Consider the following 20,988-nt stretch of genomic DNA (forward strand, 5'->3'; position numbering starts at 1 on the left):
TTGCATGCGTCGCTGGTACGACGGGCGCGAATGCAAGACTCTCCGCTTCGGCCGTCGAGGACGACGCGGCATGCGCACCAAGGGACTACTTTACCGGATGCCGGCTGACCTCGCAAAGTGAGCCGGGTGACGGGGCCGGTCGTAGGCTGACGGAGTGACCGTACTCGTCGACGACCCCCGCTGGCCCGCCCATGGACGCCTGTGGGCGCACCTGGTCAGCGACGACAACCTCGACGAGCTGCACGCCTTCGCGCGCGCACACGGGATCCCCGCCCGGGCCTTCGACCTCGACCACTACGACGTCCCCGAGGACGCCGTCCCCCGGCTCATCGCCGGTGGTGCGCAGCACGTCCCCGGCAAGGAGCTGGTCCGGCGCCTGATCTCCTCAGGCCTCCGGGTCCGCGGACGCGACCGGCGGCACTGACGCCTCCGAGTTCACCGACACCGGCGTACCGGAGAGGGCGGCGGTGGTGACCCGGCGCCGTCCACGACCCTGGCCGGGCGCCTTGGGCTCCGGAAGCGCATCCAGCACCGAGTCGAGCAGCTCCTCGGTGGGCGTCTTCGGCCCCTTCCGGTCACCGCGCTTCTTCCGGGCCTTCTTCGGGCGCTCGGAAGCGGGGACGGGCGCGGACTCGGCCGCCGGTGCCTCGGCGGCCGGTTCGCCGGACGGCACGATCGTGGAGGCGGCGATCTGCGCGAGGGCCGACTTCGCCCCCTCGGTGATGCTGTGGGTCACCGGCGGCGCGGCAGGTGCGGAGGTGTTGTTGCCACCGCCGTTGCCGTTGTTGCTGCCGCCGTTCCCGCGCTGACGGCGTCCGCCGTTGCCGTTACCGCCGTTGTTGCCGTTGTTGCTGCCGTTCGCACGGTGCTTCACGACCGGGTCGTGGTGCACGATCACGCCGCGACCGGCACAGACCTCGCACGCCTCACTGAAGGTCTCCAGCAGCCCGAGACCGAGCTTCTTGCGTGTCATCTGCACGAGACCGAGCGAGGTGACCTCGGCCACCTGGTGCTTCGTGCGGTCGCGGCTCAGGCACTCGATGAGTCGGCGCAGCACGAGGTCGCGGTTGGACTCCAGCACCATGTCGATGAAGTCGACCACGATGATGCCGCCGATGTCGCGCAGACGCAGCTGGCGGACGATCTCCTCGGCGGCCTCGAGGTTGTTCTTCGTGACCGTCTCCTCGAGGTTGCCACCGGATCCGACGAACTTGCCGGTGTTGACGTCGACGACCGTCATGGCCTCGGTGCGGTCGATCACGAGCGAACCGCCGGAGGGCAGCCAGACCTTGCGGTCCAGTGCCTTCTCGATCTGCTCCGTGATGCGGAACGCGTCGAACGGATCGACGTCGTCCTCGTACGCCTCGACACGCTCGAGCAGGTCGGGGGCGACGCTCTCCAGGTACGCCCGGATGGTGCGCTGCGACTCCTCGCCCTGGATGAGCATCTTCGTGAAGTCCTCGTTGAAGACGTCACGGACGATCTTCACGAGCAGATCGGGCTCGGCGTGCAGGAGCGCCGGAGCCTGCTGGCTCTCGACCTGCTTCTGGATGTGCTCCCACTGGGAGGTGAGGCGCTGCACGTCGCGGGTCAGCTGATCCTCGGTCGCGCCCTCCGCGGCCGTGCGCACGATCACGCCGGACGACTCGGGCAGCACCTCCTTGAGGATGCGCTTGAGGCGGGCACGCTCGTTGTCGGGCAGCTTGCGGCTGATGCCGTTCATGGAACCGCCGGGCACGTACACCAGGTAGCGGCCGGGCAGCGAGATCTGGCTCGTGAGGCGGGCACCCTTGTGACCCACCGGGTCCTTCGTGACCTGGACGAGCACGCGATCGCCCGGCTTCAGAGCGAGCTCGATGCGGCGGGGCTGGTTGCCGGTCTCGACGCCGTCCCAGTCCACCTCGCCCGAGTAGAGCACGGCGTTCCGGCCGCGGCCGATGTCGACGAACGCGGCCTCCATGCTGGGAAGCACGTTCTGCACGCGACCGAGGTAGACGTTGCCGATCAGCGAGGCGTCCTGGTTGCGGGCGACGTAGTGCTCCACGAGCACGCCGTCCTCCAGCACACCGATCTGCGTGCGGCCGTTCTTGGAGCGCACGACCATCTTGCGGTCGACGGACTCGCGGCGCGCGAGGAACTCGGCCTCGGTCACGACCGGACGACGACGGCCGGCGTCACGTCCGTCACGACGGCGCTGCTTCTTGGCCTCGAGGCGCGTCGAGCCCTTGATGGCCTTCGGCTCGGTGATGTACTCGACGACCCGCTGACGCTGCCGCGGCTCTTCCCGCTGCTCGTCGCCCTCGGATCCGCCGCGGCGCCGACGACCGCGGCGACCGGCACCGGGCTCGTCCTGGTCGCGCTCCGGCGCACGGTCGTCACGACCGGGGCGCGCGGGCAGCGGAACGACCTCCGGCGCGTAGAAGTGCAGCTGCGTCGACACCTGCGACACGAACACCTCGGGCAGCAGACCGAGCGACACGGCGGTGACGGCCGCGGGCTTCTCGGGCTCGGCGGGGGTCTTGTCCGCAGGCGCCGCCTCAGCGGAAGCCTCTTCCGCAGGGGTTTCCTCGGCGGGGGATTCCTCGGCGGGAGCCTCCTCCGCGGGAGTCTCCTCGGCCGGGGCCGGCTCGACGGGTCCCTGCTCCGCAGGGGCCTCCTCGACCTGTGCCGCCGCGTCGATCGCGTCGGCGGCGGCCTCGTCTGCGGCGGCAGCGTCCTCGACAGCGGCCGCAGCCGCATCGTCCGCCGCCGCAGCGGCGTCATCGGCCGCCGCGTTCTCGGCAGCGCGGTCGTCCGCCGCGGCCTCCGCCGCCGCGTCGTCCGCGTCCTCCTGATCCCGCGAGGTGTCCTCCGACTCCTCCGCGGCGAGAGCGGTGGGCGCCGTCAGCGGCTCCGCGGCGTCAGCCGGGGCGTCGAGGGCGGGGGCGTTGTTGTCATTGTTCTCATCGGCCATCTCTGGCGTGCTCCCTGGCACGGTCCACTGCGTGTCCCGTGAAATCTCATGCGGCACCCGCGGGTGCTGCGAACTCAATCGGCCTGCGACCGGCTCATGGCTCTGGTCGCGTGGGGCATGGGCCCCGAAGTCTGCTCGACGCGTGTCGCGGCAACGCCGTTCATCGCATCACAGGTCATTATCGCACCACATCGGTCCGATCGCGGCATCCCCTCGGCCCGCGACCGTTTTCTCCGGGCGGTTCTCGCCCTTTCCATAGCCGTCGCTGGGATAATCCTGAGCATGAGCGAGCAGCGCACCCGCCCCGTCGTCTATGCCGTGTGGTTGATCATCGCGAGCGTCATCGGCTGGTACGCCGCCTTCCAGCTCACCGTGGAGAAGTTCGCACTGCTGGAGCACCCGAAGGAAGCGCTCGGCTGCGATCTCAGTCCTTTCATCCAGTGCAGCACCAACCTGCAGTCGTGGCAGGGATCGGTGTTCGGATTCCCGAACCCGATCATCGGCCTCACCGGCTGGATGGCGCCGCTCGTCGTCGGCGTCGCGATCCTCGCCGGGGCGCGATTCCCCCGGTGGTTCTGGGCGGCGTTCGGGGTGGGCATCACCTTCGCGTTCGGCCTCGTGTGCTGGTTGATCGCCCAGAGCCTCTACGACCTCTTCGTGCTGTGCCCCTGGTGCATGGTCACCTGGGCGGTGACGATCCCCACCTTCTTCGCGACCATGGTCCACCTCGCCCGCAACGGCACCTTCACGGGCAACGCGAAGGTCCGCGCCACGGCGGACAAGCTCATGCCGTGGGTGCCGCTGGCGACCGTGATCGCGTACGCGCTGATCATCTTCCTGGCACAGCTGCAGGGCCTCGACTTCCTCGGCGAGATGGCGAAGATCCTCTTCTGAGCGCCTCTCCTCGAACGACGAAGCCCGTCCGCCATTCCGGCGGACGGGCTTCGTCGTGAAGTTGGGGTCAGTCGAACCAGATGCCCAGCTCTCGGGCCGCCGATTCGGGGCTGTCCGAGCCGTGCACGAGGTTCTGCTGCACCTTGAGGCCCCAGTCGCGGCCGAAGTCGCCGCGGATGGTGCCGGGCGCGGCGGTCGTGGGGTCGGTCGTGCCGGCGAGGGAGCGGAACCCTTCGATGACGCGGTTGCCCGCGAGACGGATCGCCACGGAGGGACCGGACATCATGAACTCGAGAAGGGGCTCGTAGAACGGCTTGCCCTCGTGCTCGGCGTAATGCGCGGCGAGGAGGTCGCGGTCGGGCTCGACGAGACGGATGTCGACGAGCGCGTAGCCCTTCGCCTCGATGCGGGCGAGGATCGTGCCGGTGAGGCCGCGGGCGACACCGTCCGGCTTGACGAGGACGAGGGTTTCTTCGGTGGCCATGTCATTCACTCTCTGTGTCTGCGTTCTGCGCGGTCGGAGCCCCGCTCGGGCGTCGTGCGTCCAGGCGGGCCCCCATGATGGTCGCATACGCCCACATGCCGCCGAAAATCAGGACGACGAGGAGCACGGCGGGGACCGCGATGGCCGAGAGGGCCACGACGATCTGCACGATCCAGCCGGCGGCGATCGCCCACGGCTTCGTGATCATGCCGGCGATGACGACGCAGGCCACCGCGACGACGGCACCGCCCACGATCCCCCACCACTGCTCGATGCCCGCCGGAAGAGCCTTCAAGCCGAAGATGGTGAGCCCGACGAGGAAGACGACGATCGCCTCGAAGCCGAGCACCACCGGGGCGAGCTTCTGCACGAGGGTGCGCGGCGCGCGCGGTCGACGCGGGGCAGCGGAGGCGCTCACGCGCGCCACCCCGACTTCCAGTCCTCCTCCTCGGAGAGCGCGATCGCCTCGCCCGCGAGCACGACGGAGCCGGCGATGACCACGGCCCGACGATCCGACGAGGCCGCCCACTCCCGCGCCGCGTCCGCGGCATCCGCGAGCGACGGGTGCACGGTGGCGCGCTGTCCGGCCTGTTCGACGAGGTCGGCGATGAGGTCGGCATCGCTGGCGCGGTCGGACTCCGGCGCGGTCGCGAACACGTGCGCGGCGGCGGGCGCGAGACTCGCGACGATGCCTGCGGCGTCCTTGTCCGCGAGGACGCCGAGCACGAGTCCCCACTCGTCGAAGTCGAAGCTGTCGTCCAGCGCCTGGGCGAGCGCTGCGGCGCCGTGCGGATTGTGCGCGGCGTCGACGATGACGGTGGGGGCGATGCCGAGGAGCTGCAGACGGCCGGGAGACGTGCTGCCCTGCAGGCCGTCCGAGATCACTCCGCCCGCGATGGCCCGGCCGGCCCCGCCGATCAGCGACTCGACGGCGGCGACGGCGAGGGCCGCATTGTGACCCTGGTGCGCGCCGTACAGCGGCAGGTACTCCTCCTCATACTGCCCGGCGAGGCCGCGGATGGTGAGGAGCTGACCGCCGACGGCGAGCTTCTGCTCGGAGAGCCCGAAATCCTCGCCCTCGAAGGCGATGGTGGCATGACGCTCCGCGGCCACGCGACGCAGGACCTCGGCGGCTTCAGCCGGCTGCTGGGCGGAGACGACGGCAGCGCCTTCCTTGATGATGCCGGCCTTGACCTGGGCGATCTCCGCGATGGTGCTTCCCAGGCGGTCCGCATGGTCGATGTCGATCGGAGCGAACACCGCCACGTCGCCGTCCGCGGTGTTCGTGGAGTCCCACTCCCCTCCCATGCCGACCTCGAGCACGAGCACGTCGACGGGGGCATCGGCGACGGCGACGAAGGCGAGCACCGTGAGCAGCTCGAAGAACGTCAGCGGGGCCTCCCCCGCCGCTTCGAGCTCGGCGTCGACGATCGCCACGAACGGCTCGATCTCGTCCCAGGCGTCGGCCACGGCCTCGTCGGCGATCGGCTCACCGTCGATCATGATGCGCTCGGTGAAGCGCTCCAGGTGCGGGCTCGTGAACAGGCCGGTGCGCAGGTCATGGGCACGCAGCAGGCTCTCGATCATGCGCGCGGTCGACGTCTTGCCGTTGGTGCCGGTGATGTGGATGACGCGGTAGGTGCGCTGCGGGTCGTCGAGGTACTCGAGGATGCGGGCCGTGCGCTCCTTGCGCGGCTGCACCCAGCGTTCCCCGGCACGGCTCAGCAGCGTCTCATAGACGGCGTCGGCCCGGTCTCTCGCACTCATGCGCCCACCTTCTCCAGGTTCGTGTCGATCGTGACGAGGAGCGGTGCCTTCCCGGCCCCGAGGGCCTTCGCCCCGCTCCGATGCACGCCGTCTCCGGGGCTCGTGACCTCGTCGACGAGCCGGTCGAGGTCATCGGTCGGCTGCACGGCGAAGGCCACGGCGAGCGTCTCGGCGGCGATGAGGTCGGCGTGGGTCTCCAGCGCCGCCGCCTCCGCGGGGGCGGCGTTGAGCGCCAGCACGATCCGGTCACTGACGTCGAGGCCCGCGTTCTTGCGCGCCTCCTGCACGACGCGGATGGCGTCGCGGGCGATGCCCTCGGCCTCCAGCTCCGGCGTCGTGTCGGTGTCGAGCAGGACGAACCCGCCGGACGGGACGATGGCCAGGGCCTCCCCCTCGGGGCGACCCGTGGTCTCCAGCACGAGATCGTACTCCGCGGGCTCCAGCGCGATGCCGCCGGCGGTGACGACGCCGTCGGTCTCGGACCAGTCACCCGAGCGCGCGGCCTGGATGGCCTTCTGCACGTCCTTGCCGAGGCGCGGACCCGCCGCGCGGGCGTTCACGCTCAGCCGGTGGCTGATGCCGTACTCCCCTGCCGCCTCGTCGGTCAGCGGGACGAGCTCGACGGTCTTCACGTTGAGCTCCTCGCGGAGGATGTCCTCGAACTGGCCGAGGTCGGCCGCGAGCGGAGAGACCACCGTGAGCCGTGCGAGCGGCAGGCGCACGCGCAGCTTCTCCTTCTTGCGCAGCGCGTTGCCGACGCTCGACAGCTCACGGACGGCATCCATGGCGTCGCGGATCTCGTCGGCCGCCGGGAACTGCTCCGGATCCGGCCAGTCCTGCAGATGCACGCTGCGCCCGCCGGTGAGGCCCTGCCACACGCGCTCGCTGATGAGCGGGACGAGCGGCGCGGCCACGCGGCACAGCGTCTCCAGCACGGTGTAGAGCGTGTCGAAGGCCTCGCGGCTCTTCGGGTCATCCGTCACACCCACCCAGAACCGGTCGCGCGAACGACGGATGTACCAGTTCGTCAGCACCTCGGCGAAGTCCCGGAGTCGCGCGGACGCGGTGGTCGAGTCCAGACCCTCCAGGTCGGCGCGGACCTCGCGGACGAGATCGCCCAGTCGCGCGAGGATGTACCGGTCGAGGACGTCGGTCGAGTCGGTGCGCCACGACGCCTCGTACCCGCCTCCCTGGGTTGCCGAGCCTGCTCCTCCCTGGGGTGCTGAGCCTGTCGAAGCATTCGCGTACGTCGCGAAGAAGTACCACGAGTTCCACAGCGGCAGCAGGAACTCCCGCACGCCGGATCGGATGCCCTCCTCGGTGACGATGAGGTTGCCGCCGCGGAGCACCGCGCTGGACATCAGGAACCAGCGCATCGCGTCGGATCCGTCGCGATCCAGCACCTCGGACACATCCGGGTAGTTCCGCAGCGACTTCGACATCTTGTAGCCGTCGCTGCCGAGCACGATGCCGTGGCAGCTGACGCCCGTGAACGCCGGGCGGTTGAACAGCGCCGTCGAGAGCACGTGCATGACGTAGAACCAGCCGCGGGTCTGACCGATGTACTCGACGATGAAGTCCGCCGGCGAGTGCGAGTCGAACCACTCCTGGTTCTCGAACGGATAGTGCACCTGGGCGTACGGCATCGAGCCGGAGTCGAACCACACGTCGAAGACGTCGCCGATGCGCCGCATCGTGCTCTTGCCCGTGGGGTCGTCGGGATTCGGCCTCGTCAGGTCGTCGATGTACGGGCGGTGCAGGTCCACCTCACCCTCGGGGTTGCGCGGCAGCGTGCCGAAGTCGCGCTCCAGCTCCTCCAGCGAGCCGTAGGCGTCGACGCGCGGGTACTCCGGGTCGTCACTCTTCCAGATCGGGATGGGTGAGCCCCAGTAGCGGTTGCGGCTGATCGACCAGTCGCGGGCGCCCTCGAGCCACTTGCCGAACTGACCCTCCTTCACGTTCTCCGGCACCCAGGTGATCTGCTCGTTGTTCGCGAGGAGGTCGTCCTTGATGTCGGTGACCCGGATGAACCAGCTCGACACCGCCTTGTAGATCAGGGGGTTCCGGCAGCGCCAGCAGTGCGGGTAGGAGTGCTCGTAGCTCTGCAGCCGGACCAGGCGGCCGTTGTCGCGGATGATGCGCACGAGCGGCGTGTTCGCGTCCATCCACAGCTCGCCAGCGACATCGGTGACGTTCGGGAGGAAGCGCCCGCCGTCGTCGAGGGACAGGATCGTCGGGATGCCGGCCGCTCCGGCGACGCGCTGGTCGTCCTCACCATAGGCGGGTGCCTGGTGGACGATGCCGGTGCCGTCGGTCGTGGTGACGTAGTCGTCGACGAGGATGCGCCACGCGTTCCCGGTGCCGTAGGTCTCCTCGTCCGCGTAGTAGTCGAACAGACGGTCGTAGGTGACGTCGGCAAGATCTGCGCCGCGGAGCGTGGCGTCGACCGCGGCGAGCGCGTCCTCCGGGCTCTCGTAGCCGAGATCCTTGGCATAGCCGCCGAGCAGGTCCTTCGCGAGCAGGTAGCGGTGCGCGGAGGCCTCAACCGCGAGCTGGTCTGCCGAGGGAGCGGCGCGGCCCTGGTGCACGTCGGAGGCGCCGGCGGGACCGGCGGGCAGCACGACGTACTCGATGTCCGGGCCCACGGCGAGCGCGAGGTTGGTCGGCAGGGTCCACGGGGTCGTCGTCCAGGCGAGGGCGCGCACGCCGGTGAGGCCCAGCGCCTCGGCCTTCGCGCCGGTGAGCGGGAAGGTGACGGTGACCGACGGGTCCTGTCGCATCTGGTAGACGTCGTCGTCCATGCGGAGCTCGTGGGCGGACAGCGGCGTCTCATCGCGCCAGCAGTACGGAAGGACCCGGTAGCCCTCGTAGGCGAGTCCCTTGTCGTACAGGGTCTTGAAGGCCCACAGCACGCTCTCCATGTAGCCGAGGTCGAGCGTCTTGTAGCCGCGCTCGAAGTCCACCCACCGGGCCTGGCGGGTGACGTAGTCCTCCCACTCCCGCGTGTACTTCAGGACCGAGGAGCGTGCCTTCTCGTTGAAGACGTCGATCCCCATCTCCTCGATCTCGCTCTTCTCCGTGATCCCGAGCTGCTTCATCGCCTCGAGCTCGGCCGGGAGCCCGTGGGTGTCCCACCCGAAGACGCGGTCGACCTTGTGCCCGATCATCGTCTGGAAGCGCGGGAACACGTCTTTCGCGTAGCCCGTGAGCAGGTGGCCGTAGTGCGGCAGGCCGTTCGCGAAGGGAGGGCCGTCGTAGAACACCCACTCGGGGGCACCCTCGCGCTGCTCGATGGAGGCGCGGAAGGTGTCGTCGGTCTTCCAGAAGTCGAGCACCTCCTCCTCGATCTGCGGGAAGCGGGGGCTCGGCGCCACAGACCCCTGGGTACCTGAGCTGGTCGAAGGGTCGGCAGCGGGGCCGAAGGAGGAGCGCGGGTAGGTCATGGTCTCTCGCAGTGGTCGTCGTGGCGGATGCTGCTGCGAGGACGATCCTCGCGGACCGCGGTACCACCTCGCGTGCCCCTGCGTCCCCTCGACAAGCTCAGAGACCCACGGACCACTCTCACTGCGGCTGTGACGGGCCTGCCCCGCTCGGTTCTACTGAGTCCGTCGCCGGACCGTTCTTCCGAGAGCTCCCCGGTGATGGCCGGATCGATGCTCGTGTGCCCATTGTACGCGTGCTCCTCCCCACGCGGATTCTCTTCGACGTCGCAGGGACCGGAGCCAACCCTGCGACCAGGGGCGGAATCTGCGACATCACGCCGTGCGGGCACGATGCAGTCCCTGGGCGACGGCGCGCATGATGAGGTCCTGCACCGCGGGCCACTCGTCCATCACCTGGTGATAGCCGAGACGGATGACGTGGAAGCCGCGCAGCTTCAGCTCCGCATCGTGAGCGTTGTCCTGGTCGCGCTGGGCTCCGACATGGGTGCCGCCGTCGATCTGCAGCACGAGCCGCTCGCCGATCAGGGCGTCCACCCGATGCCCGGCGATCCACGTCTGGAAGCGCAGCGGCAGACGGAGCCAGCGCAGTCGCACGCGCAGGTAGGTCTCGAGTCCCGCATCCGCGAACGGCAACGCCTCGGCCAGGAGCCGCCGCCCGCGCGGTCCCCAGCGGAGGCGGAGCAGCCTCTCTCGATCGACGAGTCCCTTGTTCAATGCCGACTCCCAGGTCGCGAGCGCCTGTTCGTACGGCTCGCACGTGGACACCAGGCTCAGCACGTTCTCGATCGGGTCCTCCAGGACATCAGGATGTCGCGGGACCAGGGGCCGAGCCCAGTGCACGCGCGCCTCCGGTGGCTTCCCGCCCCTGCTGCCCGGGCTGGCGGCCAGGTGAAGGCGCGGTCTCTCGTCGTGCACCCAGATCCCGAGGCGCCGCGCCTGCGTCACGCACGTCATCAGAACACCGTGCTGCGCCGCGGTCACCCGAAGCGGATCCGCATCGGGCAGCGCCACCCACCCGACCCGCACCCGGTGGATGATCCGCTCCGCCACCGCCGTCTCGAGGTCGTACCGGCTGACCCCGCGTTCCCGGAGCCGCTCGACCCTCGCGACTCCGTCGACCTCGCGCATCGCCTGCAGCAGCCGCGCCCGCCTCATCCCGTTCATGCCCCTGATACTGCTTCCGGCCCCCTCCCTCGTTCCCTGCCTCGGCCAGCTCCTCCCATGCCCTGTGCACAACTCCCCCACTCCCCCTCCTGTGCAGCCCGAGTCCCTCTCCTCCCCGGCCCCGTCCGACGTCGCAGATTCGCGCCCATGTCGGACGTTCCCGCGGAGAACCTGCGACACAGCGCAGATCAGCGAGCTCCTACAGGGCGAGTCCCAGAGCCCCGGAGCCGAGGCAGGGGCGAGGCAAGGCCGGGGTGAGGTCGCAGATCGGGACTCCCGTCGCAGGGGCTGCGAGGGAGAGTGCGAGGCAGCGAGGATCTGCGACCTCGCACCGGAGCGGGAGCACGGAGCAGGAGCGGGGGTGTCGGAGGGAGGACATAGCCTCGGAGGATGCCGAAGTCCCCGAGTGCACCCCGAGTGTCCGCGCCCGACCTGCCACCGGTGCTGGAGCCGCGCGTGGCCGCCCGCCGCGCCGATCTCCTCGCCGCCGCGCTGGAGCTGACCGGCACCGTCGATCTCTCCTACGCCACGCTCGAGCAGTGCGCGGTGCAGGCCGACGCCGACAGCATCGACCTCACCGGGGCCACGCTCCTCGACGTCGACCTCCCCGACCCGCGCATCGCGTCGCTCCGGATGCGGAACGCGAGCATCCGTCGGCTCCGGATCACGGGCGGCCGCATCGGGACCCTCGATCTCAGCGACGCCCGCGTGGCGGAGCTCGAACTGCGGGACGTGCGCATCGACTATCTCAACCTGGGCGCCGCCCGCGCCGAGGACGTCGATGTCGTGGGATGCGCCGTCCGCACGATCGACATCCCGCAGTCGGAACTCACGCGCGTCCGGTTCCAGGCCACGCGCAGCGACGAGGTCGACCCCCGGGGCCTGCGCGCGAAAGACCTCGATCTCCGCGGCCTCGACGCGCTCTCCTACCTCGACGTCCAGAGCCTCCGCGGCGCGACCCTCTCGTCCCTGCAGGTGCAGCAGCTCGCGCCGGTGATGGCAGCGGGACTGGGCATCGCCGTCACGGACTGACGGGGCCGCTCGCGGCGAGCAGCTCCTTGGTGAACGGATGCTGCGGGGCGGCGAACACCTCAGCCGTGCGCCCCTGCTCCACGATCCGGCCGTCCTGCATGACCAGGACGTCGTCCGCGACCGCGCCGACGACATCGAGGTCGTGCGAGACGAAGACCATCGTCAGCCGCCGTTCCTCCTGCACCCGTGCGAGGAGCCGGAGCACCCGCTCCCGCACCGACGGGTCGAGGGCGGAGACGGGCTCGTCCAGCACCAGCACGTCCGGGTCGGCGGCCAGCGCTCGGGCCAGAGCCGCCCGCTGCCGCTGCCCGCCCGACAGCGCCGCCGGTCGTCGTCCCGCCAGACTCTCCTCGAGCCCGACCTCGGCGAGCAGCGCACGCACCCGTGATCGACGCGCGCCGCGTGGCACGCCTCCCGCCTCCAGCGCCTCCTCCAGCGACCGCCCGACCGTCCACCGCGGGTCGAACGCCCCGAGCGGGTTCTGATGCACGAGCTGCACCCGCGGCGCCCCGGCCCAGCGCAGCTCTCCGGAGCTCGGCGTCTCGACGCCCACCATCATCCGTGCAAGGGTCGTCTTGCCCGACCCGGACTCGCCGACGATGCCCAGCGTGCGGCCGGTGGGCACCGTGAACGACGCGTCGACGACGGCCGGCACCCCGCCGAACGCCTTGGATACGCCCTCCGCGACGAGTACGGCCTCGGAGGGCGCCGCACGCTCCTCCCGTGGCTCGTGCATCGTCGCCGCGATGAGCTGCTGCGTGTAGGGGTGCTGCGGGGCAGCGAGCACCTCCGTGACCGGCCCGGATTCCACGATCCGGCCGTCCTTCATCACGAGCACCCGGTCCGCCACCCGCCGCACGGCGGCGAAATCGTGACTGATGAAGACCACGGCGGTGCCGTCGTCGACGATCTCCCGCAGGAGCACGAGGATGCGGGCCTGCACCGTCGCATCCAGGGCCGTGGTGGGTTCATCCGCGACGAGCACGGCGGGGTTCCCGGCCAGCGCCGAAGCGATGAGTGCGCGCTGCCGCAATCCTCCGGAGAGCTCCTGCGGACGCTGCCGTGCACGGCGGTCGGGGTCGGGCATCCAGACCCGCGCGAGGAGGTCCCGGACGCGCGCGGCGACGACCGCCCGGCCGCGCGCGAGGCGGTGCAGCCGCAGCGGCTCCGCGATCTCGTCCGCGATCCGCCGCAGCGGGTCCAGCGACACCAGCGCGTCCTGGGAGACGAGGCCGATCCCGGTCCCTCGTATCCGCCGCCAGCCGCGCTCGGTCAGGGCGGCGGCGTCCACCCCGTCGATGCGGAGTCGGTCGACGGCGACATCGGCCGCCGGCGGAGTGAGGCCGAGCAGAGCGCGGGCCGAGAGCGACTTCCCGGCCCCCGACTCCCCCACGATCGCGACGCACTCGCCGGCCTCCACAGCGAACGACACGCCCTCCACGACGGTAGTCCCCGCGAAGGCGATCCGCAGCTCCTCGACCTCCAGCGCCGCACTCATGCGTCCCTCCCGTCCGCCCGAGCCCGGAGGATCCGTCCGATCACGGTCGCACACACCACCGTCAGTGTGATCGCGAGACCGGGGAAGACCGACACCCACCACGCCTGTCCGAGCACATTGCGACCGCCGGCGAGCATGAGGCCCCACTCCGGGGTCGGCTCGGACGGCCCGAGACCCAGGAAGCTCAGTCCGGCGGCGGCGAGGATGCTCGATCCGATGCCGATGGTCGCCAGCACGCTCAGCGATCCCAGCACCCCGGGCACGACATGGCGGCGGAACGCCCGCAGCGGCGGCACGCCCAGGATGCGGGCGGCCTCGACGTGCTCGGCCACGCGCAGCGTCCTGGTCTGCACGCGGGCGAGCCGCACGTACACGGGCGCGGCCGCCAGGGTCACCGCGATCGCGATGTTCACCGGCCCCGGTCCCAGCACGGCCACCACGACGAGCGCCACCAGGAACTCGGGGAACGCCATGAGGACGTCGTTGATGCGCATGAGCGTGACGTCGACACCGCGCGGAGACATGCCGGCGAGCGCCCCCACGAGCAGGCCGGCGGCGAGGGCGATCGCGGTGGCGAGCAACCCGATCCCGACCGAGCGCCCCGCGCCGAACACCACGCGGGAGTACACGTCACGGCCGCTCTGGTCGGTACCGAAGAGATGCTCGGCACTCGGCGGCAGGAGCGCGGCCCGCACCTCGGTCTGCAACGGATCGTGCGTGGCGAGCAGTCCCGGCCACAGGGCGGCGACGGCGATCACGGCCAGCACGGCTGCGGCGGACCCGAGCAGGAGCCGCTGGCCCCGACTCATACGGCGCCTCCCGACCGGGGCGCGGCGACGCGCGGGTCGATCAGCGGGTGCACGAGCTCCACCACCACGTTGATGACGACGAAGACGAGAGCGCTCAGCAGGATGATGCCGGTGAGGACCGGGAGATCCCGGTCGTTGATGGCGGCGAGGGTCACCCGCCCCAGGCCGGGGCGGGCGAACACGGTCTCGACGAGAACCGCGCCGCCGAGCACCGAGCCGGTGAGATAGGCCGCGAGGGTGACCGCCGACGCGGCGCCGTGCCGTACCCCGTGCCGCAGCGTGAACCAGGTCGGCCCCGCGCCACGCGCGCGGACCGTCTCCGCGAACGGCATCCGCTCCGCCTGCATCAACCCGTCGCGCAGCACCTGGCTCAGCAGCGCCGCCACCGGGAGGGCGAGCGTGATCGCCGGCAGCACGATGGTCGCCGGGTTGCGGGTGCCCGAGACGGGGAACCACCCCAGTCCGAACGCGAAGACGCTGAGCAGCAGCAGCCCGATCCAGAACACCGGCGAGGAGAGCACCACGAGCTCGACGCCGGCGGCGATGGTGCGCCCGACACGACCCCGCACGAAGAGGGCGACCGCGAGAGCGAGCACGACGGCGATCACCAGGGCGAGGGCGGACAGCTGCACGGTCGCCCCGAGCTGCCGTCCGATGACCTCCGACACCGGAAGCCGCAGCTGGTACGACTCGCCGAGGTCGCCGCGGGCGAGCTGCCCGATGAAGCCGACATACTGCTCCAACGGCGGACGGTCGAGGCCGAGGTCGGCGCGGATGCCGTCCTTGACGGCCTCACTCACCTGCGCCTGCGGGCCCAGCATCACCGAGACCGGGTCGCCGGGGATCACCCGGAAGGCCAGGAATGCGACGGTCGCGGCCCCCCACAGCACGATGACCACCGAGGCCACGAGCCCGAGGGCGCGGCCGAGCACCGCCTTCACGGTTCGATCACTCCGCCCGCTCCCTCGAAACGACGGCCGCCGGATGTCAGCCGAGGCTCACATCGTAGAAGAGCGGCCGCCCGTAGAGGTCGTAGTCCAGACCCTGCACGCGCTCGCCGACCGCCGTGATCGCCGAGGGGCTGTAGAGCGGGACGATGGCCGTGTACTCCGCGTTCCACTGCTGCAGCTGCGTGTAGAGCTCGTTGCGGGCGTCCTGATCACTCGACGCGACGGCCTCTTCCAGGAGCGCGTCGATCTCCGGATCGCTCACCTGCGAGGCGTTCTGGAAGCCGTCGGTGTGCAGGTGCGCACGGAGGAAGTCGGCGTCCACGCCGGAGAAGCCCCAGTCGGTGAGGTCGAACGTCTTCGGCTCGTACTGGGCGTTGTAGGCGCCGGGCTCCAGCTCCTCGCGCTCCACCTCGAAGCCGATGGCCTTGAGGTCCGACTGGATCGCGTTGGCCAGCGCCGCGCGGTCATCCGGGACCGGGGTCCAGGCGATCCACCGCACGGACAGGCGCTCGCCGTCCTTCATGCGGATGCCGTCCGCGTCGCGCTCCGTCCAGCCGGCCTCGTCGAGCAGGGCGTTCGCGGCGTCCTGATCGAACGGCCAGGAGTCCTCCAGCGACGCGTCGTAGCCCGGGGTCGTGCTGCCGAGGACGCTCCACGCCCGCGGGAACTGCCCGAAGTAGATCTCCTCGACCGCCGCGTCGACGTCGATGCCGCGGGCGAACGCCTGCCGCACCTTCTCGTCGGCGAAGACGCCGTACTTCTCGTTCAGGTAGAGCGAGTAGGGCAGTCCCGGGTACTCCACTGAGTCGACCGTGACGCCGGCGTCGTCGAGACCGGCGACCTGGTTCGGCGGGATGTTGCTGGCGAGGTCGGCTTCGCCGCTCTCGATCACTCCGGTACGCACCGACGCCTCCGGCTGGATCTGCACGCGCAGCGTCTCGAACGCCGGCGCCTTCGCCTCGTGCGGGCCCCAGGCGTAGTCATCGTTGCGCGTGTAGACGATCTCCTGGTCGGCGGTGTACTCGGTGAGCACGAACGGCCCGGTGCCGACCGTGACGTCGGGGCCGCCCGCCTTGAGCTTATCGGCCGACTCGGCGAGCACGGCCGGCGAGTAGAAGCCGAGCTGCGGGGTGCTGGCCGCCTGGAGGAACGGCGCATACGGCTGCGTGAACGAGACCTTCACCGTGTGGTCGTCGACGACCTCGGTGCCGGCGTAGAAGTCTGCACCGAGCATGCTCGATGCCTGCGCCGACGCCGTCTCCGGGTCGACGATCCGGTCGAAGTTCGCCTTGACGGCCTCCGCATCGAACGGCTCGCCGTCCGTGAAGGTCACGTCGTCGCGCAGCGTGAAGGTGTACTCCGTGCTGTCCGGCGAGACGTCCCAGCTCGTCGCGAGCCACGGGCTGAACGTGCCGTCGTCCTCCTGGAACACCAGGGAGTCGAGCACCGCGCGCTGCACCATGCCGGAGACGTCGAGCTGGCTCACCTGTGGGTCCATGTGCCCCGCGGACAGGTTCGCGCCCTCGATCGACCAGACGAGCTCACCGCCGTCGCTCTCCGTGGACGGGCCGGCGCACGCGGTCAGCACCAGGGCGGTGGCGGCGGCGAGCGCGGCGAGGGGAAGGAGGCGACGCACAGGGGTGGCGGGCATGAGGATTCCTCAGAACGGACGGGTCGGGATGCCTCCATCCTAGGGCGGTTTTTTGGACCCGGTCGATCTGTGCAGGTCGCGCTATCAGAACGACGGCAGGACGACCAGGTGCCGCTCGGTCGCTCCGGCTCGCTCCCCCTCGACACGTGTCTGCCCTGGCGCGACGACCGCCGCGCTGAGCCCCTGCACGCGAGGCTCCGGCAGCCCGACCAGCCGCACGTCGACGAGGAGGTCGCCGCGGTTCCCCGCGATCCGCCAGCGCAGTTCGGCCTCCGTCGCCGCGGCCACCACGCGATCGGGGAACGGGTCCTGCTCCGCGCGGAATCCGCCGATCTCCTGAACCTGTGCCGCCAGCCGGGCATCGCGGACGTCGGCCGGGATGTCATCGAGCACATGGTCGGCGAGGAACGGGTACGTGGCGGCGGGCCGTCCCGAGCGGATCGCGACGTCGAGAGCCTGCGCGGCGGCGACCGTCTCCTCCCACGGGTGCAGGACGGCGGAGGGGGCGTCCGTCCGTTCGAGCAGCAGCTGGAGCGCGGCGCCTGCGATCCGCCGGGCGCCGAACTCGTCGGAGTTCCCGAAGGCGACGACGCCGATGCCGCTGGCCACGTGCCAGCGCATGTGCGCCGAGAATCCGGGAAGCCCGCCGGAGTGCTGCACGATCCGCCCGAACCGCCGGTCGTCCTCGACGAAGAGGCCGTAGCCGTAGCCGGCCCCCGCAAGGTCGCGCCCGTCGAACATCGCCGACGGCACCGGGATCGGGGTGCGGGCCTGCTGCAGCTCCCGTCGCGACGCCGGAGCCAGCACGTCGGGCGCCAGCGGGTCGTCGGTGAAGGCCGAGCCGAGGAACCACATCCATCTCGCGATGTCGTCGACGGTGCTGAACATGCTGCCGATGCAGCCGAGCGCGCCGGACCCCACGAACGGCTCGGGGCGGAACGTGGTGCCGTCGTCGAACGTCCGGAACCCGCCGGCCAGCGTCTCCGGCGCGAAGCCGTCCGACACGTGTGCCGTCCGGCGCAGCCCGAGCGGCTCCAGCATGCTCTCCCGGATCACGTCCTCCACCGTCCGCCCGGTCACCGCTTCCACGACGCGGCCGAGCAGCGACTGTCCGAGGTTGGAGTACTGGTAGACGGTTCCCGGCACGGCCGCGAGAGGCACCCCACCCGCGAACAGGGCGGCGATCTCGGCCCGCGAGGCGCCGAGGTGCCGATCCACCCAGGCGTTGTCCTCCCCTAGACCCGAGCGGTTGGAGAGCAGCAGGTCGCCGGTGACCTCGACGTCGGCACCGCGGTGCCGCAGTCGGACATCGGGCAGGTAGGTGCGGATCGGCGCGTGGAGGTCGAGCAGACCGCGGTCGCGCAACGAGAGCACGGTGGCGGCGAGGAAGCTCTTGGACATCGACGCGATGCGGAAGACGGTGTCCCGCGTCGTCGGGGACTCATCGGCGCGGGGATGGCCGTGGGTGAGCACTGCGCGGACGCGCCCCCGTTCGGCCACCGCGGCGATGGCGGCCGGGGCGGCACGACGCGCGCGCTCGTCCAGGCCGTGCTGGAGAGCTTCCGCGGCGGTATCCGTCGTGACGAGGAGACCCGCATCCGCAGGCGTCACGCCTGTACCTCGGCGCGCACCTCGTCGGCGAAGGCCTCGATGAGCGCGCGGCTGGCCGCGGTGTTGTGGTCGTGCACGCGCTCGGCGGCGGCGATGAGCGCGGGAAGCGAGCGTCCCTCTCCCCGCAGCGCCGCGTCGTCCCACCGCGCGAGGTCGGCGGCGGAGGCCTCGGGGTGGAACTGCACGCCGCGCACCCGCGCTCCTAGACGGAAGGCCTGGTTCTCGACGGCCGCGCTCGACGCCAGCAGCACCGCCGCGGGTGGCAGCCGCGTGATCATGTCCTGATGGTTCTCGATCATCGGAGCCTCGTCACCCAGCGCCGCGAACACGGCGTCCGTGCGTCCGGCCGGGGTCGGACGGATGGGGGTCGCGCCGCGTTCGATGGGTCCGGTCTTCTCGGCGACCTCGCCGCCGGCCACGTGTGCGAGCAGCTGACCGCCCAGACAGATGCCGAGCGTGGGGAGGTCGCGGGCGATGGCCTCCGCGGCGAGCGCCCGCTCTGCCGCGAGCCACGGTGCACGGTCATCGTCGTCCGGCATGAGCCCGCCGCCCAGCATCACGAGTCCTGCGTAGCCGTCCAGGGAGGTGGGCAGCGGCTGCTCGGCTCCCACGATCTCGTCGACGTCGATCGCCTTCTCCCGCAGCCAGGTGCCGAGGCGACGCGGGCCGGAGCTCGCGGAGTTCACGATCACGAGGACGCGCGAGGTCACAGCGCCCCCTCCCGCATCGTCGTGTCGACCGCCGGCGCGAGTGCGGCGTCGGTCGGCTCTCCTGCGCTGCCCGCGAGGAAGGCCTCGTGGTCGGGGTCGGAGGCCTCCAGCACGCGGAGGACGTTCTCGTGGGCCGCCGCCCGGAGGTCGTCCTCCGACCAGCCGCGACGCCGCAGCTCGGCGAACAGGGCCGGGTACCCCGAGACGTCGCCGAGACCGTCCGGCATCGCATCGGAGCCGTCGAAGTCGGCACCGATCCCGACCGCATGCGCGCCGGCCACGCGCCGCACATGATCGAGGTGATCGGCGACGTCCGCGACACCGACGCGCGGGGCCTCTCCCTCTCCCCCGGCCTCCCACCAGTCGCGGCGGGCCTGCGAGACGAACGTGGGCACGAACGGCACCATCACGACGCCGCCCTGCCCCCCGATCGCGGCGAGCACGTCGTCTGGCACGTTGCGGGGGTGGTCGCACAGGGCGAAGGCGCCGGAGTGGCTGACCATCACCGGGCGCGTCGTGACCTCGAGCGCGTGCCGCATCGTCGTCGGAGCGACGTGCGAGAGGTCGACGAGCACACCGATGCGGTTCATCTCGCGCACCACCTCGCGTCCGAAGTCCGTCAGACCGCCGTGGCGCGCCTCGTCGGTCGCGGAGTCCGCCCAGGCGATCGTCCGCGACCAGGTGAGGGTGAGATACCGAGCGCCGAGACGCGCGAACTGCCGCAGCACGGCCAGCGATCCGCCGAGCTGGTCGCCGCCCTCGATGCCGATGAGCGAGGCGATCCGCCCCTCGGCCATCGCCGCACGCACGTCGGCCGCCGTCCGAGCGATCGCGAAGCGCTGCGGGTGGGCGTCGACGAGCCGGTGCACGAAGTCGATCTGTTCGAGCGTGGCCACGACCTGCTCCGCCCCCTCCAGCACGGGATCGACCCAGACCGACCAGAACTGGCCGGCGACCCCGCCGGCGACCAGTCGCGGCAGGTCGGTCTGCGTGGCCGCCACCGACCCGGCGAGCTCCGCGACCCGGTAGCCGAGCAGCGTCCTGCTCGCCCAGGCGAGATCGTTGTGGCCGTCGATCACCCGATCGATCGGCAGGTCCTCGTCGACCATCTCAGTCCTCTCGTCCATCCAGCACCGCGTTCATCCGCGCGGTGAGAGCGGGGTCCACGCGGCGCGCGACGCCGTCCAGCTCCCGCACGGGCACGGCGCCGCGCGTGCTGGAGCAGAGCCACAGCGTCTCCGCCCGCTCCAGATCGTCCCGCACCAGCGGACCGATGCGGGAGGGCATGTCGGCGAGTCCTGCGAAGACGTCGGCCTGGGTCGTCCCGGGGAGCACCCCGTGCTCGGGCGGTGGCGTGACCAGCGTCCCGTCGAGCAGCGCGATCAGCGTCGACCGCGGCCCTTCGAGCACGAAACCGTCGGCGCTGACGAAGATGACATCGTCCGCGCCCCGGCTCCGCGCCTCCCGCAGGGCCGCCTGGTTCACCGCGTACGCGAGGGATTTCGCCCCCTGCAGCAGCCAGGGCGCCGTCGCCATGACGTCGTGCCTATATCCGCGGTCGAGGACCACCGCGGAGACGCCCCGCGCGCGGACGGCCTCCGGGTCCTCGCCCGCGAAGCCCAGCACCCACCCCGTCGGCCCGGCCGGGTCGATCTCGTCCCCGCGGGTCATCGCGAACTTGATCGAGGCGATCTCCCCCTCGCGGAGCACTCCGGGGCGGGAGACCTCGGCGGTCGCGCGGCGCACCGCCCGTGCCCACCGCTCGCGGCGTGGCGCGGGCAGCCCCAGGAGCTGCGCCGAACGCTCCAGCCGCGCGAGGTGCGCGTCCAGCGCCTGCGGCCTGCCCCCGCGCACCACGGCGGTCTCGAACACACCGTCGCCGCGGGTCACGCCGAGGTCGGTCGCCCGGATGATCGGCTCCCGCGGGTCGACCGGGTGGATCCCGCCCTCCTCGCCTTCGTCGGCGAGATCGAGCCGGTACAGCAGCAGTGCACGCATGGGATTCCGCTCTCGCAGGTTCGG

General features: G+C 71.1%; 17 protein-coding genes. 3 read left to right on the top strand and 14 right to left on the bottom strand.

The features are described from left to right. The first annotated feature begins 154 nt into the window (after positions 1 to 154). Positions 155 to 424: a DUF4031 domain-containing protein gene (locus tag MICNX66_RS09700; protein WP_187661702.1), complete on the top strand. Its 270-nt coding sequence runs from the start codon at positions 155 to 157 to the stop codon at positions 422 to 424. Here MICNX66_RS09700 and MICNX66_RS09705 read toward each other — a convergent pair. Then, positions 386 to 2,953, bottom strand: coding sequence for an Rne/Rng family ribonuclease (locus tag MICNX66_RS09705; protein WP_187661703.1), 2,568 nt, complete (start codon positions 2,951 to 2,953; stop codon positions 386 to 388). The genes MICNX66_RS09700 and MICNX66_RS09705 overlap by 39 nt on opposite strands. 282 nt (positions 2,954 to 3,235) lie before the next feature. On the opposite strand from MICNX66_RS09705, the gene MICNX66_RS09710 reads away from it, so the two are divergent. Beyond that, complete coding sequence (locus tag MICNX66_RS09710; protein WP_187661704.1) at positions 3,236 to 3,847, top strand: vitamin K epoxide reductase family protein; 612 nt, start codon at positions 3,236 to 3,238, stop codon at positions 3,845 to 3,847. A gap of 67 nt (positions 3,848 to 3,914) precedes the next feature. Here the strand turns inward: MICNX66_RS09710 and ndk are convergent, their stop codons facing one another. The 5 genes from ndk to MICNX66_RS09735 form a co-directional block, all read right to left on the bottom strand. Continuing rightward, entirely contained in the window at positions 3,915 to 4,331 is a 417-nt protein-coding gene (gene ndk, locus MICNX66_RS09715) for a nucleoside-diphosphate kinase (protein WP_071329548.1), read from the bottom strand. A gap of 1 nt (position 4,332) precedes the next feature. Further along, complete coding sequence (locus tag MICNX66_RS09720) at positions 4,333 to 4,749, bottom strand: DUF4233 domain-containing protein (RefSeq protein ID WP_232089036.1); 417 nt, start codon at positions 4,747 to 4,749, stop codon at positions 4,333 to 4,335. Then, the gene (locus MICNX66_RS09725; RefSeq protein ID WP_187661706.1) at positions 4,746 to 6,098 is read right to left on the bottom strand and encodes a bifunctional folylpolyglutamate synthase/dihydrofolate synthase; all 1,353 of its coding nucleotides are present in this window, start codon (positions 6,096 to 6,098) and stop codon (positions 4,746 to 4,748) included. The genes MICNX66_RS09720 and MICNX66_RS09725 overlap by 4 nt, the downstream gene beginning before the upstream one ends. After that, positions 6,095 to 9,541 carry an isoleucine--tRNA ligase gene (gene ileS, locus MICNX66_RS09730; protein WP_187661707.1) on the bottom strand — a complete coding sequence of 1,149 codons (3,447 nt, stop codon included), beginning with the start codon at positions 9,539 to 9,541 and terminating at the stop codon, positions 6,095 to 6,097. Before ileS ends, MICNX66_RS09725 begins: the two co-directional genes overlap by 4 nt. A gap of 312 nt (positions 9,542 to 9,853) precedes the next feature. Beyond that, positions 9,854 to 10,705: an endonuclease domain-containing protein gene (locus MICNX66_RS09735; RefSeq protein WP_232089037.1), complete on the bottom strand. Its 852-nt coding sequence runs from the start codon at positions 10,703 to 10,705 to the stop codon at positions 9,854 to 9,856. A 390-nt stretch (positions 10,706 to 11,095) separates the two neighbouring features. Between MICNX66_RS09735 and MICNX66_RS09740 the strand changes: the two genes are divergently transcribed. Continuing rightward, a complete protein-coding gene (locus MICNX66_RS09740) occupies positions 11,096 to 11,737 on the top strand; it encodes a pentapeptide repeat-containing protein (protein WP_187661708.1) in 642 nt (213 codons plus the stop codon). Here the strand turns inward: MICNX66_RS09740 and MICNX66_RS09745 are convergent. From MICNX66_RS09745 to MICNX66_RS09780, 8 genes are all read right to left on the bottom strand, one after another. Further along, on the bottom strand, positions 11,727 to 13,235 hold the full coding sequence (locus tag MICNX66_RS09745; RefSeq protein ID WP_187661709.1) for an ATP-binding cassette domain-containing protein: 1,509 nt from the start codon (positions 13,233 to 13,235) through the stop codon (positions 11,727 to 11,729). The genes MICNX66_RS09740 and MICNX66_RS09745 overlap by 11 nt on opposite strands. After that, the gene (locus MICNX66_RS09750; RefSeq protein WP_187661710.1) at positions 13,232 to 14,044 is read right to left on the bottom strand and encodes an ABC transporter permease; all 813 of its coding nucleotides are present in this window, start codon (positions 14,042 to 14,044) and stop codon (positions 13,232 to 13,234) included. The genes MICNX66_RS09745 and MICNX66_RS09750 overlap by 4 nt, the downstream gene beginning before the upstream one ends. Beyond that, positions 14,041 to 14,985, bottom strand: coding sequence for an ABC transporter permease (locus tag MICNX66_RS09755; protein ID WP_187661711.1), 945 nt, complete (start codon positions 14,983 to 14,985; stop codon positions 14,041 to 14,043). The genes MICNX66_RS09750 and MICNX66_RS09755 overlap by 4 nt, the downstream gene beginning before the upstream one ends. Before the next feature lie 46 nt (positions 14,986 to 15,031). Further along, entirely contained in the window at positions 15,032 to 16,645 is a 1,614-nt protein-coding gene (locus MICNX66_RS09760; protein WP_187661712.1) for an ABC transporter substrate-binding protein, read from the bottom strand. Between the two features lie 84 nt (positions 16,646 to 16,729). Continuing rightward, entirely contained in the window at positions 16,730 to 18,256 is a 1,527-nt protein-coding gene (locus MICNX66_RS09765; RefSeq protein WP_187661713.1) for a serine hydrolase domain-containing protein, read from the bottom strand. After that, complete coding sequence (locus MICNX66_RS09770) at positions 18,253 to 18,966, bottom strand: type 1 glutamine amidotransferase (protein ID WP_187661714.1); 714 nt, start codon at positions 18,964 to 18,966, stop codon at positions 18,253 to 18,255. Before MICNX66_RS09770 ends, MICNX66_RS09765 begins: the two co-directional genes overlap by 4 nt. Then, entirely contained in the window at positions 18,963 to 20,093 is a 1,131-nt protein-coding gene (locus MICNX66_RS09775; protein ID WP_232089038.1) for a dipeptidase, read from the bottom strand. The genes MICNX66_RS09770 and MICNX66_RS09775 overlap by 4 nt, the downstream gene beginning before the upstream one ends. Beyond that, entirely contained in the window at positions 20,077 to 20,964 is an 888-nt protein-coding gene (locus tag MICNX66_RS09780; protein WP_187661715.1) for an aminotransferase class IV, read from the bottom strand. Before MICNX66_RS09780 ends, MICNX66_RS09775 begins: the two co-directional genes overlap by 17 nt. Positions 20,965 to 20,988 lie beyond the last annotated feature (24 nt).

The organism is Microbacterium sp. Nx66, assembly GCF_904066215.1.
Taxonomy (GTDB): domain Bacteria; phylum Actinomycetota; class Actinomycetes; order Actinomycetales; family Microbacteriaceae; genus Microbacterium; species Microbacterium meiriae.

What these genes read in the sequence shown, in the direction of transcription:
- MICNX66_RS09725 (WP_187661706.1), bottom strand. Translation starts at nt 6,098, where the DNA reads ATGAGTGCGAGAGACCGGGCCGACGCCGTCTATGAGACGCTGCTGAGC.
- MICNX66_RS09740 (WP_187661708.1), top strand. Translation starts at nt 11,096, where the DNA reads ATGCCGAAGTCCCCGAGTGCACCCCGAGTGTCCGCGCCCGACCTGCCA.
- ndk (WP_071329548.1), bottom strand. Translation starts at nt 4,331, where the DNA reads ATGGCCACCGAAGAAACCCTCGTCCTCGTCAAGCCGGACGGTGTCGCC.
- ileS (WP_187661707.1), bottom strand. Translation starts at nt 9,541, where the DNA reads ATGACCTACCCGCGCTCCTCCTTCGGCCCCGCTGCCGACCCTTCGACC.
- MICNX66_RS09710 (WP_187661704.1), top strand. Translation starts at nt 3,236, where the DNA reads ATGAGCGAGCAGCGCACCCGCCCCGTCGTCTATGCCGTGTGGTTGATC.
- MICNX66_RS09735 (WP_232089037.1), bottom strand. Translation starts at nt 10,705, where the DNA reads ATGAACGGGATGAGGCGGGCGCGGCTGCTGCAGGCGATGCGCGAGGTC.
- MICNX66_RS09760 (WP_187661712.1), bottom strand. Translation starts at nt 16,645, where the DNA reads ATGCCCGCCACCCCTGTGCGTCGCCTCCTTCCCCTCGCCGCGCTCGCC.
- MICNX66_RS09775 (WP_232089038.1), bottom strand. Translation starts at nt 20,093, where the DNA reads ATGGACGAGAGGACTGAGATGGTCGACGAGGACCTGCCGATCGATCGG.
- MICNX66_RS09780 (WP_187661715.1), bottom strand. Translation starts at nt 20,964, where the DNA reads ATGCGTGCACTGCTGCTGTACCGGCTCGATCTCGCCGACGAAGGCGAG.
- MICNX66_RS09745 (WP_187661709.1), bottom strand. Translation starts at nt 13,235, where the DNA reads ATGAGTGCGGCGCTGGAGGTCGAGGAGCTGCGGATCGCCTTCGCGGGG.
- MICNX66_RS09750 (WP_187661710.1), bottom strand. Translation starts at nt 14,044, where the DNA reads ATGAGTCGGGGCCAGCGGCTCCTGCTCGGGTCCGCCGCAGCCGTGCTG.
- MICNX66_RS09705 (WP_187661703.1), bottom strand. Translation starts at nt 2,953, where the DNA reads ATGGCCGATGAGAACAATGACAACAACGCCCCCGCCCTCGACGCCCCG.